The 13,076-nt window shown below is 70.2% G+C and carries 13 protein-coding genes and 1 pseudogene; 10 read left to right on the forward strand and 4 right to left on the reverse strand.

The window, feature by feature from the left end:
* Nucleotides 1-155: 155 nt before the first annotated feature.
* The 5 genes from ACFV9O_RS11735 (at nucleotide 156) to ACFV9O_RS11755 (ending at nucleotide 4,183) form a co-directional block, all read left to right on the forward strand.
* Complete coding sequence (locus ACFV9O_RS11735; RefSeq protein WP_385415663.1) at nucleotides 156-614, forward strand: peroxiredoxin; 459 nt, start codon at nucleotides 156-158, stop codon at nucleotides 612-614.
* 114 nt (nucleotides 615-728) lie between these two features.
* The gene (locus ACFV9O_RS11740; RefSeq protein ID WP_385415665.1) at nucleotides 729-1,304 is read left to right on the forward strand and encodes a TerD family protein; all 576 of its coding nucleotides are present in this window, start codon (nucleotides 729-731) and stop codon (nucleotides 1,302-1,304) included.
* A 142-nt stretch (nucleotides 1,305-1,446) separates the two neighbouring features.
* A complete protein-coding gene (locus ACFV9O_RS11745; protein ID WP_385415668.1) occupies nucleotides 1,447-2,022 on the forward strand; it encodes a TerD family protein in 576 nt (191 codons plus the stop codon).
* A 63-nt stretch (nucleotides 2,023-2,085) separates the two neighbouring features.
* Nucleotides 2,086-3,210, forward strand: a complete 1,125-nt coding sequence (locus tag ACFV9O_RS11750; RefSeq protein ID WP_385415670.1) for a DUF475 domain-containing protein — start codon at nucleotides 2,086-2,088, stop codon at nucleotides 3,208-3,210.
* A 232-nt stretch (nucleotides 3,211-3,442) separates the two neighbouring features.
* Entirely contained in the window at nucleotides 3,443-4,183 is a 741-nt protein-coding gene (locus tag ACFV9O_RS11755; RefSeq protein ID WP_385415673.1) for a Tellurium resistance, read from the forward strand.
* Nucleotides 4,184-4,243: 60 nt separating this feature from the next.
* Here ACFV9O_RS11755 and ACFV9O_RS11760 read toward each other — a convergent pair whose 3' ends face one another.
* Complete coding sequence (locus ACFV9O_RS11760) at nucleotides 4,244-5,128, reverse strand: TerD family protein (RefSeq protein WP_385415676.1); 885 nt, start codon at nucleotides 5,126-5,128, stop codon at nucleotides 4,244-4,246.
* A gap of 199 nt (nucleotides 5,129-5,327) precedes the next feature.
* Here ACFV9O_RS11760 and ACFV9O_RS11765 point away from each other — a divergent pair, with 199 nt between their 5' ends.
* The 3 genes from ACFV9O_RS11765 (at nucleotide 5,328) to ACFV9O_RS11775 (ending at nucleotide 9,983) form a co-directional block, all read left to right on the forward strand.
* Nucleotides 5,328-6,491, forward strand: a complete 1,164-nt coding sequence (locus ACFV9O_RS11765) for an HpcH/HpaI aldolase/citrate lyase family protein (protein WP_385415678.1) — start codon at nucleotides 5,328-5,330, stop codon at nucleotides 6,489-6,491.
* Between the two features lie 151 nt (nucleotides 6,492-6,642).
* Nucleotides 6,643-9,102, forward strand: coding sequence for a phosphoribosyltransferase (locus ACFV9O_RS11770; RefSeq protein WP_385415681.1), 2,460 nt, complete (start codon nucleotides 6,643-6,645; stop codon nucleotides 9,100-9,102).
* Nucleotides 9,099-9,983, forward strand: a complete 885-nt coding sequence (locus ACFV9O_RS11775) for an HAD family hydrolase (protein ID WP_385415684.1) — start codon at nucleotides 9,099-9,101, stop codon at nucleotides 9,981-9,983. Before ACFV9O_RS11770 ends, ACFV9O_RS11775 begins: the two co-directional genes overlap by 4 nt.
* 112 nt (nucleotides 9,984-10,095) lie before the next feature.
* On the opposite strand, the gene ACFV9O_RS11780 is transcribed toward ACFV9O_RS11775, so the two are convergent.
* Nucleotides 10,096-10,791 (reverse strand): NAD(P)H-binding protein, encoded by a 696-nt coding sequence (locus ACFV9O_RS11780; RefSeq protein WP_385415687.1) that lies wholly within the window; start codon nucleotides 10,789-10,791, stop codon nucleotides 10,096-10,098.
* A gap of 83 nt (nucleotides 10,792-10,874) precedes the next feature.
* On the opposite strand from ACFV9O_RS11780, the gene ACFV9O_RS11785 reads away from it, so the two are divergent.
* Nucleotides 10,875-11,594 (forward strand): TetR/AcrR family transcriptional regulator, encoded by a 720-nt coding sequence (locus tag ACFV9O_RS11785; RefSeq protein WP_385415689.1) that lies wholly within the window; start codon nucleotides 10,875-10,877, stop codon nucleotides 11,592-11,594.
* On the opposite strand, the gene ACFV9O_RS11790 is transcribed toward ACFV9O_RS11785, so the two are convergent.
* Nucleotides 11,591-11,812, reverse strand: coding sequence for a zinc ribbon domain-containing protein (locus ACFV9O_RS11790; protein ID WP_385415692.1), 222 nt, complete (start codon nucleotides 11,810-11,812; stop codon nucleotides 11,591-11,593). The genes ACFV9O_RS11785 and ACFV9O_RS11790 overlap by 4 nt on opposite strands.
* Before the next feature lie 9 nt (nucleotides 11,813-11,821).
* Complete coding sequence (locus ACFV9O_RS11795; RefSeq protein ID WP_385415695.1) at nucleotides 11,822-12,379, reverse strand: DUF4383 domain-containing protein; 558 nt, start codon at nucleotides 12,377-12,379, stop codon at nucleotides 11,822-11,824.
* Between the two features lie 464 nt (nucleotides 12,380-12,843).
* Between ACFV9O_RS11795 and ACFV9O_RS11800 the strand changes: the two are divergent.
* Nucleotides 12,844-13,076 (forward strand): annotated as a pseudogene (locus ACFV9O_RS11800) (IS110 family transposase); the annotation flags it as partial.

Raw genomic sequence — 13,076 nt, forward strand, 5'->3', positions numbered from 1 at the left:
GGTCCGGCCCGGCCCTTGTTTTCTCCACCCCCCACCTCACCAACCCCCCCCTCCCCCCCCCCTCCTCCCCTCCCCCCCCCCGCACCCTCCTCCCCTTGGGCCCTGTGCGTAGGCTGGGGCCGACTGGTTCGCAGCCCCGAAGGGATGTAATGGACATGGCGATCGAGGTCGGCACCAAGGCCCCGGACTTCGAGCTCAAGGACAACCACGGGCGGACGGTGACGCTCTCCGAGTTCCGCGGCGAGAAGAACGTCGTGCTGCTCTTCTACCCGTTCGCCTTCACCGGTGTGTGCACCGGAGAGCTCTGCGCGCTCCGCGACGAGCTGCCGGCGTTCGTCAACGACGACACCCAGCTGCTCGCCGTCTCCAACGACTCCATCCACACCCTGCGGGTCTTCGCCGAGCAGGAGGGCCTCGAGTACCCCCTGCTGTCGGACTTCTGGCCGCACGGCGAGGTCTCGCGGGCGTACGACGTCTTCGCCGAGGACAAGGGCTGCGCGGTCCGCGGCACCTTCATCATCGACAAGGAGGGCGTGGTGCGCTGGAGCGTCGTCAATGCCCTGCCGGACGCCCGCGACCTCAACGACTACGTCAAGGCGCTCGACACCCTCTGACTTCTTCGTTCGATGTGTCTGTTTCCGCAGGGAACCCGTCACTAGGATCCAGACGTTGATCCGATGCCAACGCACGACGGGGGCGCTGCCCCTCAACACCACATGGGAGGACTCGTGGGAGTCAGCCTCAGCAAGGGCGGCAACGTCTCGCTGACCAAGGCCGCCCCCAACCTGACCGCGGTCACCGTCGGTCTGGGCTGGGACGTCCGTACCACCACCGGTACCGACTTCGACCTCGACGCCAGCGCCCTGCTGACGAACGCCGAGGGCAAGGTCGCCACCGACGGGAACTTCGTCTTCTTCAACAACCTCAAGAGCCCCGACGGCTCGGTCGAGCACACCGGTGACAACATCACCGGTGAGGGCGAGGGCGACGACGAGCAGATCAAGGTCAACCTGGCCGGCGTCCCGGCCGACATCCAGAAGATCGTGTTCCCGGTCTCCATCTACGACGCCGAGACCCGTCAGCAGTCCTTCGGCCAGGTGCGCAACGCGTTCATCCGCGTCGTGAACCAGGCGGACGGCACGGAACTCGCCCGCTACGACCTCAGCGAGGACGCCTCCACCGAGACCGCCATGGTCTTCGGCGAGCTGTACCGCAACGGGGCGGAGTGGAAGTTCCGCGCCATCGGCCAGGGCTACGCCTCGGGCCTGCGCGGCATCGCGCAGGACTTCGGCGTCAACGTCTGAGTACGTCCGAGCCAGTCGCACATCCTGACTGCCGGGGGTCCGGAGGCCGGTCCCCGGGAGAAAGCAGCCGGCGCCGCACACCATCCGTGCGGCGCCGGACGCGCCTGTAGTTCCGTACATCCACAGGGGAGGACTCACCGTCATGGGCGTCACGCTCGCCAAGGGAGGCAATGTCTCCCTCTCCAAGGCCGCACCGAACCTCACCCAGGTCCTCGTCGGCCTCGGCTGGGACGCGCGCTCCACCACCGGAGCGCCCTTCGACCTCGACGCCAGCGCGCTGCTCTGCCAGTCGGGGCGCGTGCTCGGTGACGAATGGTTCGTCTTCTACAACAACCTGACGAGCCCGGACGGTTCGGTCACGCACACCGGCGACAACCTCACGGGCGAGGGCGACGGTGACGACGAGTCGCTGATCGTGGACCTGTCCACGGTGCCGGCGCACTGCGACAAGATCGTCTTCCCGGTCTCCATCCACGAGGCCGACAACCGCGGCCAGACCTTCGGCCAGGTCAGCAATGCGTTCATCCGCGTCGTGAACCAGGCGGACGGCCAGGAGCTCGCGCGCTACGACCTGAGCGAGGACGCGTCCACCGAGACCGCGATGATCTTCGGCGAGCTCTACCGGTACGGGGGCGAATGGAAGTTCCGTGCGGTGGGGCAGGGGTACGCGTCGGGGCTCCGGGGCATCGCTCTAGACTTCGGGGTCAACGTTTCGTAAAGCCGCGTGCGGCACGGGGGAGACCCGTTACCAACGGGGCCCGTACAACCGATGGGATAGGCAGTGGTCCTGAGAACATTCGGCTGGTCGTTCGCCATTACAGCGATCGGCCTTGCATTCGCCGCCTGGCAGTGGGGGTGGGAGGCGTTCGGGATCGTCCTGATCCTGTCGATCCTCGAGATCTCGCTGTCGTTCGACAACGCGGTCGTCAACGCCGGAATTTTGAAGAAGATGAATGCCTACTGGCAGAGGATCTTCCTCACGGTCGGCGTGCTCATCGCGGTATTCGGTATGCGGCTGGTCTTCCCCGTCGCCATCGTCGCCATCAGCGCCAAGGTCGGACCCATCGAGGCCGTCCAGCTCGCGCTGGACGAGCCCGAGCAGTACGAGGCGCTGGTGACCGACGCCCACCCGGCCATCGCGGCCTTCGGCGGCATGTTCCTGCTGATGATCTTCCTCGACTTCATCTTCGAGGACCGTGACATCAAGTGGCTCGCCTGGCTGGAGCGTCCGCTGGCCAAGCTCGGCAAGATCGACATGCTGTCGGTCTGCATCGCCCTGATCGCCCTCCTGGTCAGTGCGATGACCTTCGCGACCCACGCCCACACGAGCTCCGGCTACGCGGACAAGTCCGCCACCGTGCTGCTCGCCGGTGTCGCCGGTCTGATCACGTACCTGATCGTCGGCGGTCTCTCCGGCTACTTCGAGGACAAGCTCGAGGAAGAGGAGGAGCGCGAGCACGAGGAGGAGGAGAAGGCCAAGGCCGAGGGCAAGCAGGTCTCGGCGGTGGGCCTGGCCGGCAAGGCGGCGTTCTTCCTGTTCCTGTACCTGGAGGTGCTGGACGCGTCGTTCTCCTTCGACGGCGTCATCGGTGCCTTCGCGATCACCAACCACATCTTCTGGATGGCGCTCGGCCTCGGTATCGGCGCCATGTACGTCCGGTCGCTCACGGTCTACCTGGTCCGCCAGGGCACCCTCGACGACTACGTCTACCTGGAGCACGGCGCGCACTACGCGATCGGTGCGCTCGCCGTCATCCTGCTCGTCACCATCGAGCACGAGATCAGCGAGATCATCACCGGCCTTATCGGTGTCGTGCTGATCGCCTGGTCCTTCGCCTCCTCCGTGATGCGCAACAGGCGTCTCGCGGCGGAGGAGACCGAGGAGAAGGCGCTGGCGTCGGACTGAGGCCCGCCTCGGACGTCGGAGCACGTGTGACGCCGCAGGGTTTGAGGAACGCTCTCAGCGGGGCGGCCAGGAGGCACACCGGCCTCCGGGCCGCCCCGCGCGGTGTTCAGGGCCTTCGGAATCCTCAGGGCCCTGAGGGGCTCCACAGGCTTCAGGGTCCTCAGGGTCGCGCGAGATATCGGGACCGGCCGGGGCACGTACCGGCCCGGGCGCAGTCAGGGGTGGGTGGCACATGGCCTTCTGGGACGGTTGGTGGCGTGGCAGGGGAGTGGCGCAGTTCGACTCGGGCAGCGCTTCGACCAACTCGATTCAGCTGACGAGGCGGCATCCGCAGGTGTCGCTCACCAAGCAGGGCGCCGCCACCGGCAACCTGCGGGTCAATCTGTCGTGGCGGATGCGGACCTCCGACATCGAGGGCCGGTCCAAGCAGAGCGGCCGGCTGCTGCGGAATCCCTCCAAGCTCTTCAAGCCCGAGGTCGTCCAGGCGCACACCCAGGGCGTCGTCAACGTGGACCTGGACCTCGGCTGCCTCTACGAGCTGATGGACGGCAGCAAGGGCGTCGTACAGCCGCTCGGCAGTTTCTTCGGCAGCCTCAACGAGCCGCCGTACGTCAGGCTCAGCGGCGACGACCGCTTCGGCGCGCCCTCCGGCGAGACGCTGTTCGTCAATCTCGACCACCGCGACGCGATCAAGCGGCTGCTGTTCTTCGTCTACATCTACGACCGGACGCCGGCCTTCGACCGTACGCACGCAAAGGTCACGCTGTACCCGAGCAACGGGCCGCGTGTGGAGATCGAACTGGACGAGCGAGCCCCGCAGGCCCGCTCGTGCGCCGTGTTCACCGTGGAGAACGTCAAGGGCGAGCTGGTCGTGCGCCGCGAGGTGAAGTTCGTGTACGGCTTCCAGGCGGAGCTGGACCGCCTGTACGGCTGGGGGCTGCAGTGGGGACGCGGCTACAAGACCAAGGCCTGAACCGAGCCGCCGTCCCCTTCACCCGTCCCCTTCACCCGTCGGGCGTGAGCATGCCGCCGGTCACTGGCGGATGAACTGGGGGCCCATCGGCGGCAGCCGGAAGTTCGGGTCCGCCGCGGGCGCGGCAGCGGCGGCGGGCTGCGGATAGCCGTACGCGGGCTGCGTCGAGGCCGGCTGGGGGTAGCCGTAGGCGGGCTGCGGTGCGGGCTGGGGCGCCGTCTGCTGCGGATAGCCGTACGCGGGGGACGTGGGCGCGGGGAACGTCGGTGCGGGCACCTGCGTCTCGGGCTGCTGCGGCTGGGTCTGCGACGCGCCGGCCTGCGGTTGCGGCTGGGTTTGCGACGGGGCCTGCTGCTGGGACGGTACGGACGGCTCCGGCTGCGCCTGCGGCTCGGTCTCGTCCACCGAGATGCCGAAGGCCGTGGCCAGGCCTATCAGCCCGGTCGGGTAGCCCTGCCCCACGGCCCGGAACTTCCAGCCGTCCCCGCGCCGGTACAGCTCACCGCAGATGATCGCGGTCTCCTCGCCGGTCTCCGGCCGTACGTCGAACACGGCCAGCGGCTCGCCGTCCGCCGCCCCGGCGTCGTACAGCATGATCCGCAGATCCCGTACGGCGGAGAAGCTGCCGCCGTCGGAGGACGCCGCGAGCACCACCTGGTCGACCGACGCGTCGAGCGATCCGACATCCGCCTGGACGGTGTCCGTGAGCCCCTCGGCCTCGCGCTTCTTCGGCATCAGCCGCACCAGCCCCGAGGGGTGGCGGGGCTGGTTGTAGAAGACGAAGTCCTCGTCGGAACGCACACGGCCGTCAGCGCCCAGCAGCAGGGCGGAGGCGTCCACGTCCGGGACCCCGGGGCCGGGGGACCAGCGCAGTACGGCTCGTACCGCCGTCGCTCCGAGCGGAACGTTGGAGCCCTTCAGCATCGCGTGCGTCATGCCCGTCATCCTGCCTTCCCGGCCCCCGCACGGACAACGCGGGGGAGGGCGGGCATGCACCTGCCCGGACGCGGGCAGCCTGAGTCGGGGGCCGGAACCGGACGAGTTACCTGGATTTCATGCACTTGGGGAACTCTTGACACCTGCACCTACGTACTATTACCGGCCACCTCACTGACAGGGCCGCGACGGCAGTACGGGGGACTACATGCGTCATTTCGGGCATATCCCGGCCACTGCACGCAAGGAACTGTTCCACAAGGAGCCGTGCGAGTTCGATGCCGGCTCTCCCGCACGCATGCTCGCGGCCGCCCTCGGGGCCACGCTCTACAGCCCCGCGACGCGGCCCCGGCTCGCGGACGACGTCCTGAAGCAGGCAGCCCGCGGGGTGGTCTCCATGGTGCTGTGCCTGGAGGATTCCATCGACGACGCCGAGGTCCAGGACGCCGAGGAGAACCTGGTCCGCCAGTTCGCCGACCTCGATGCGCGCGGCGCGGAAGTGCCGCTGCTGTTCATCCGGGTCCGGGAGGCGGGCCAGATACCGGACCTCGTGCGGCGCCTCGGCACCTCGGTCCGGCTGCTGTCCGGATTCGTACTGCCGAAGTTCACGCAGGAGCGCGGCGGAGCCTTCCTGGAGGCTCTCGTCGAGGCCGAGACCGAGAGCGGCAGCAGGCTGTTCGCCATGCCGGTGCTCGAGTCCCCCGAGCTGCTCCATCTCGAGACCAGGTCCGAGACCCTCAAGGGGATCGCCAGCACGGTCGGCGCGTACCGGGAGCGGGTGCTCGCGCTGCGGCTCGGTGTCACCGACTTCTGCTCGGCGTACGGGCTGCGCCGCTCGCCCGACATGACGGCGTACGACGTCCAGATCGTCGCCAACGTCATCGCGGACGTCGTCAATGTGCTCGGCCGCGCCGACGGGACCGGGTTCACCATCACGGGCCCGGTGTGGGAGTACTTCCGGCTCCAGGAGCGCATGTTCAAGCCCCAGCTCCGGCGCAGCCCCTTCCTCGAGGTGCGGGCCGAGAAGCTGCGTACGGCACTGATCGAGCACGACCTCGACGGGCTGCTGCTGGAGATCGAGCTGGACCGGGCCAATGGTCTGCTCGGCAAGACCTGCATCCACCCCTCCCATGTGCTGCCCGTGCACGCGTTGTCGGTCGTCAGCCATGAGGAGTTCAGCGACGCGCAGGACATCCTTCGCCCGGAGCGGGGAGGCGGAGGAGTGATGCGGTCGGCGTACACGAACAAGATGAACGAGGTGAAGCCGCACCGCGCCTGGGCGGAGCGCACGCTCCAGCGCGCCGAGGTGTTCGGCGTCGCACGCGAGGACGTCGGATTCGTGGAACTGCTCACCGCCGGGCTCGCCGGCTGATGCCGGGGCGACGGGAAGGGCAAAGACGACGAAGCTGATGGCGGAGACGACGCGGACGACACAGACGATGCACACCGCGCGGCACACGACGCGGACGACGAAGAGGACAGAAACGATCAGAGCGACAGGGACGAAGGAGAGCGGAACGACGGTGGTGTGGTCGGGTAGCTGGGTCGCCCAGCGGCTGGGAGTCGAGCTCGTCGGCGACGACGCGCTGAAGGACCTGCTGGGCCTGGCCCTGCGGCGCAACCCGAAGCGGGCGCACCTGCTGGTGTCGCATGTGCTCGGCAAGCACGTGCCGCAGAGCCCGGCTGCCGTGTACGGACACGGGTTCGCCCTCGGTGTGCGGGTGCGCGAGCTGCTCGGCGACGAGGAGGCCGCCCGCTCGGTGGTCCTCGGCTACGCGGAGACGGCGACCGGCCTCGGACACTCGGTCGCCGACGGAATCGGCCTCGCGCCCTACCTCCACTCCACGCGCCGCCCCGTCGCCGGCGTCGCCCCGGCGGGCGGCTTCGAGGAGTCCCACTCCCACGCCACCTCCCATCTGCTCCTCCCGGAGGACCCCAAGCTGCTGGCCGGTGCCGGCCCCCTGGTGCTGGTCGACGACGAGTTCTCCACGGGCAACACCGTGCTGAACACGATCCGCGACCTGCACGAGCGCCACCCCCGCGAGCGGTACGTGGTCGTCGCCCTGGTCGACATGCGCTCGGAGGCCGACGCCGGCCGCCTGGAGGACTTCGCGAAGGAGGTCGGCGCCCGGATCGACCTGGTGGCGACGGCCGAGGGCACGGTGCTGCTGCCGGAGGGGGTGCTGGAGAAGGGGCAGGCACTGGTGGCCGCCCACGAGCGGGCGTCCGGGGAGACCCCCGAGCGGCCGTCCGCGGCGCTCCCCGGGACCGCGGTGCCGGCCGGGACCGCGGTGCCGCCCGCGCACCGGGCGGTACGGGTCGAGCTCGGCTGGCCCGCCGGCGTCCCCGACGGCGGACGGCACGGGTTCACCCCCGCCGACCGCGTCGCGCTGGAGGCCGAGCTGCCGGCGATGGCAGCCCGGATCGCCGACGCGGCCGGCCCTGCGGAGCGGGTCCTCGTGCTCGGCTGCGAGGAACTGATGTACGCGCCCCTGCGGCTCGCCCACGCGCTGGAGGCCCTGGGCACGAGCGAGGTCCGCTGCTCGACGACCACCCGGTCGCCCGTCCTCGCCGTGGACGACCCCGGCTATGCGATACGGAGCAGGCTGGTCTTCCCGGCCCACGACGACCCGGCCGACGGGCCCGGCGAGCGGTACGCCTACAACGTGGCCGGCGGCGGCTTCGACGCGGTCGTCGCCGTCGTCGACTCCACCGCCGACACGGAGGCACTGCACGCCCCCGACGGGCTGCTGGCACGGCTCGCCGAGCACATACCGCACGTCGTGCTCGCCGTCGTCCCCAGCTACGTCCCCGCCCCTGAAACTCCCGAGAGGGAATCCATGCTGCCCGAGCCGCTCCGAGGACCCGCCTTCTCCTCCTACGCCCCCGACGAGGTCGGCTGGCTGCTCCAGGACCTCTCGGACGTTGAGCTCGAAGCGCCCACGGAGGAGCGCGAGGAGGCGATACAGAGCGGTGGCGCGCACTACGCCGAGTCGCTGCCCGTCGAGTACCAGCCGAGCGAGCAGTACCAGGAGCTGTTCCGTGCCGCGCTCGACACCTCCGCCGCCCGCATCGCCCGCGCCGTCGGCACCGTCACCGAGACCGTGCTCGCCGAGCGGTCCGCGCGCCCCGTCCTCGTCTCGCTCGCCCGCGCCGGCACGCCCGTCGGCGTACTGATGCGGCGCTGGGCCCGGCACCGCCGCGGCCTGGACCTCCCGCACTACGCCGTGTCGATCGTCCGCGGCCGCGGCATCGACGCGAATGCGCTGCGCTGGCTCGCCGCGCACCACGACCCGGCCGACGTCGTGTTCGTCGACGGCTGGACCGGCAAGGGGGCCATCACCCGCGAACTGGCCGTGGCACTCGGCGAGTTCGACGGCTTCGACCCCGAGATCGCCGTCCTCGCCGACCCGGGCGGCTGCGTCCGTACGTACGGCACCCGCGAGGACTTCCTCATCCCCTCCGCGTGCCTCAACTCCACGGTCTCCGGGCTGATCTCCCGTACGGTGCTGCGCGCCGACCTGGTCGGCCCGAACGACTTCCACGGCGCGAAGTACTACCGCGAGCTCGCCGGGGCCGATGTCTCCGGCCACTTCCTGGACACCGTCGCGGCCCGCTTCGACGAGGTCGCCGACGCCGTGGACGCCGAGGTCAAGGAGCTGCTGTCGGCGGACCGGGCGCCCACCTGGGCCGGCTGGGCCGCCGTGGAGCGGATCAGCGAGGAGTACGGCATCCACGACGTCAACCTCGTCAAGCCGGGCGTCGGCGAGACCACCCGGGTCCTGCTGCGCCGCGTCCCCTGGAAGATCCTGGCCAAGCGGGGCGCGGGCGCGGACCTCGACCACGTACGGCTGCTGGCCGAGCACCGCGGCGTACCGGTCGAGGAGGTCGACGACCTCCCGTACACCTGCGTCGGGCTGATCCACCCCCAGTACACGCGCGGCGCGACCGGCGCCGACGGCAGGGCGGTGGCCGGCCAGTGACCCTCTCCCTCATCGCCAGCGATCTCGACCGTACGCTCATCTACTCGGCGGCCGCACTGCAGTTGACGGTGCCCGATGCCGAGGCGCCCCGGCTGCTCTGCGTCGAGGTGCACGAGAGCAGGCCGCTGTCCTTCATGACCGAGACGGCCGCCGGGCTCCTCGCGGAGCTGGCCCGTACCGCTGTCTTCGTCCCCACGACGACGCGGACGCGCAAGCAGTACCGCAGGATCAATCTGCCGGGCCCCACACCGGCCTTCGCGATCTGCGCGAACGGCGGCCATCTGCTCGTCGACGGCAAGTCCGACCGCGACTGGCAGCGGGCGGTGGCGGCCCGGCTCGCGAGCGAGTGCGCCTCGCTCGACGAGGTCCGCGCCCACATGCTGGCGGCGGCCGACCCGGCGTGGCTGCTCAAGGAGCGGGTCGCCGAGGACCTGTTCGTGTATCTGGTCGTCGACCGCTCGCTGCTGCCGGAGGGCTGGACGGAAGAACTGGCCGCATGGGCCGAGCCGAAGGGCTGGACCGTCTCCCTGCAGGGCCGCAAGATCTACGCCGTGCCCAAGCCGCTCACCAAGAGCGCGGCGGTCCACGAGGTCGTCCGGCGCACTGGCGCCGAGCGCGTCCTCGCGGCGGGCGACTCGCTCCTCGACGCCGACCTGCTGCTGACCGCGGACCATGCGTGGCGCCCGGGCCACGGCGAACTGGCCGACGCGGGCTGGACCGCCCCGCATGTCACCGTGCTCCCGGAGCGGGGGGTCACGGCGGGAGAGGAGATCCTGCGGCGCTTCACGACGACGGCGACCCCGGACCTGACCGCACCGGTGCCCACGGTTCCGGCGCCGGCCCCGGCGCCGCACGCGGCGGGCGCGGCGGCGACACACTGAGGCACCTGGGCCCCCCGGGTACCGCCGGGTGGGCCCGGGTGTCCGTCCTCGATCGCCGCACGGGCTCCAAAGGAGCCCAAAGCCGCATCCGGCCTGATCCACAGGACAGGCCCTAGCGCCCGGCGCTCTTGCGCCCCTCGGCCGCCTGGGCCGCCGCACGGTTGATCTCCGGGCTGTACAGGATGCGTTCCCCGGCGCCGCCCGGGCGCGCGACCGCGAGCATGGCGCGGCCCAGGTTCTCGGTGGTCGTCACATGCCTGGGCAGGACCCGCCGCAGCAGCGGATAGAGCCAGGAGAGGCCGACGTACAGCCAGCGGTACAGGGGGGTTCTCGAGGTCGCGCCGTGCAGGGGCTGGATGTAGCCGGGGCGGAACATGTAGGCGTGGAACGGCATCGCGAGGAGCTCGTTCTCCGTGCGTCCCTTGACCCGCGCCCACATCGAACGGCCGCTCTCCGTGCTGTCCGTGCCCTCGCCCGAGACGTAGACGAAGGTCAGCGACGGGTTCGTGGGAAGCGCCCGGGCTGCGGCGAGGGTGTAGTCGTACGTGATCCTGCGGTACTCCTCCTCGCTCCTGCCCGCCGAGGAGACCCCCAGACAGAAGAAGCAGGCGTCCACGGACTCGAACTGCCCGGCCAGGGACGAGAAGTCGGTGAAGTCCTGGTGGACGATCTCGCGGAGCTCGGGGTGGGTGAAGCCGAGCGGCCGGCGTACGACCGCGACGACGGACGTGACCTGGGCGTCGAGCAGGCATTCGCGCAGTACGCCCTGGCCGATCATGCCGGAGGCGCCGAAGAGGAGAACGTTCACGGGAGCAGGCTAACAGAACAGCATCCTCTTAATAAAGGAACGCGGGCCTCTTAAATGTCCTCGTCTCGTATGCTGTCAGCGTCATGGAGCATGAGCACGTGGGATTCGTCCGCGCCCGACGGCCGGAGCAGAAGCAGCAGCGACGCGAGGCGATCCTCGACGCGGCGCGCACGCTGGGCAGGGAGTCGGGGGTCCGCAATGTGACGCTCGGCAGCGTCGCCCTGGCCGTGGGGCTCGCGAAATCCAATGTGGTGCGCTACTTCGGGACCCGCGAGGAGATCTTTCTCGAGCTCACCGCGGAGGCCTGGGCGGACTGGGAGCGCGCGCTCACCGAGCTACTCGGGGACGTGGGGGCGGGTTCAGGGGGCGCGGGGGCCGCCGACGGTGTCGTCGCGGCACTTGCGCAGACCCTGGCCGAGCGGCCGTTCCTCTGCGATCTGCTGAGCCAGACCGCCCTCACCCTGGAGCACAACGTCTCGCTGGAGGCGGCCCGCGTGTTCAAACGGGACGTGATCGCCGTCGTCGGCCGGCTCGGTGCACGGGTCGCCGACGCCCATCCCGAGCTGGACGCGAGCGAGGGCGCGGAGCTGATCTCGGCTGCCGCCGCACTCGCCGGGGTGCTCTACCCGCTCTCCACCCCGCCGGCCGTCATGAGGGAGCTCTACGCCCAGGAGCCGGACATCGCCGCGGCCTGCCCCGAGCTGCTGCCGACGCTGGAGCGCTCACTGGCGGCACTTGCCGCCGGGCTTCCCACCCTGCGCGGGCGGAGCGTGCAGAGCGGGCAGAGGTCCGACAGCACCTAGCCGCAGCAGCCGCCCCCACAGCATCCGCCGCCGCCACCGTTGCCGGCCGGGGCGGGCGCCGACTGCGTGCGCGTACCGCCGACGGCGACGGCGGACAGCAGCTTCACGGTGTCCTCGTGGCCGACGGGGCAGGCCGCGGGGGCGGAGGACTCGGCCATGGGCCGGCTCACCTCGAACGTGTCGTCGCAGGTGCGGCAGCGGTACTCGTAACGGGGCATGCGCACAGACTAGCCCTGGCGGGCGCGCGCCTCACCGGCCGCCGCCCCGGCTGCCTCCTCGGGGTGGCGTGCCCTGTAGTACGGATTGTCGTGGGGGAGGGCGCTGCCGACGCGCCCGTACATCCCGAACCACATCAGCATGATCCCGACGACGAAGCTGAAGAGGACGTTCTGGATCCGGAAGTTGAGGAAGTTGTACTCCGTCTCCAGCATGCCGAGGCCGATGAAGCCGTTGAGGATGAAGAGGATGCCGAGGACCATGTTCAGCGTGGAGGCGAAGTTGCCCCCGATGACCATGCCGACGAAGAGCAGCAGTCCGACGCAGATGGACAGCACGCTCAGCGCGCCGTTGGTGTTGAGGCCCCCGACGGCGTTGTTGCCGGTGTCGAAGAACCCGAGGTTGTGGGTCAGGCCGAGGATCCCGAAGGCGAGCAGGATCAGCCCCATGATCCCGGCGCCGACGCGGTAGACCTGGTTGAGGCGGTGGTCGACGGGCAGGTGCTCGTCCAGTACGACGTGGATGCCGCTCTTGTGCTGCGCGGCCTGGCGTACATGAGTGGATGCCACGATGGCCTCCTTACAGGCGTACGTACATCCACCAGCATCCGCCCGTGCCGACGCCCCGACAAATCCTCGGCCGGCGCAGCGGCCGGGCAGATGGCCCGGTCCTTGGCCGGGCCAGGGCCGCGGGGCGGGGCGCGGCCTGCCGGAGCCCGCGCCCGTCGAGGCGCCCGTCGCAGGCGACCGTCCAGGCGACGGATGCGGGCTGCGGACCCCGGCGGACTCCGGGGTCAGTAATCCGGTCGCCTGACGGCGACACCCTGTGTGCGTGAAAATCGGTGCGTGGTCGTCCGGCGGACGTCGTGACGCCTTGGCGCGTTCCGAGCCCGTGGGTCAGTAGGACGCTGGGGGTCCACCGACAGGCACCCGGATGTGTTGCTCCGAGCACGTGAATCAGACTCTTCCGCCTGCCGGACCCCCGCCGGACGGTCGCGTGCTCGCGGCCGATACCAGGAGGGGGTGCCGACGGGATGGAAGTGATCCACGAACGCTGCGCGGGGATCGACATCAGCAAGGTCGACGTGAAGGTGTGCATCCGCGTGCCCAGTGGCACCGGCAAGAGGCGCCGCAGTGAGGTGCGGACCTTCTCCGCGGTGACCTCGGGGCTGCTGGCGATGCGGGACTGGCTGCTCGCCGAAGGCATCACCGTGGTCGGCATGGAAGCCACCGGCGTGTACTGGAAGCCGGTGTTCTACCTGCTGGA

This window comes from Streptomyces sp. NPDC059909, assembly GCF_042730885.1.
Taxonomy (GTDB): Bacteria; Actinomycetota; Actinomycetes; order Streptomycetales; family Streptomycetaceae; genus Streptomyces.

Excerpts from the sequence above, each read along its gene's own strand:
- ACFV9O_RS11735 (WP_385415663.1), top strand. The coding sequence starts at position 156 with ATGGCGATCGAGGTCGGCACCAAGGCCCCGGACTTCGAGCTCAAGGAC.
- ACFV9O_RS11745 (WP_385415668.1), top strand. The coding sequence starts at position 1,447 with ATGGGCGTCACGCTCGCCAAGGGAGGCAATGTCTCCCTCTCCAAGGCC.
- ACFV9O_RS11755 (WP_385415673.1), top strand. The coding sequence starts at position 3,443 with ATGGCCTTCTGGGACGGTTGGTGGCGTGGCAGGGGAGTGGCGCAGTTC.
- ACFV9O_RS11760 (WP_385415676.1), bottom strand. The coding sequence starts at position 5,128 with ATGACGGGCATGACGCACGCGATGCTGAAGGGCTCCAACGTTCCGCTC.
- ACFV9O_RS11765 (WP_385415678.1), top strand. The coding sequence starts at position 5,328 with ATGCGTCATTTCGGGCATATCCCGGCCACTGCACGCAAGGAACTGTTC.
- ACFV9O_RS11785 (WP_385415689.1), top strand. The coding sequence starts at position 10,875 with ATGGAGCATGAGCACGTGGGATTCGTCCGCGCCCGACGGCCGGAGCAG.
- ACFV9O_RS11790 (WP_385415692.1), bottom strand. The coding sequence starts at position 11,812 with ATGCCCCGTTACGAGTACCGCTGCCGCACCTGCGACGACACGTTCGAG.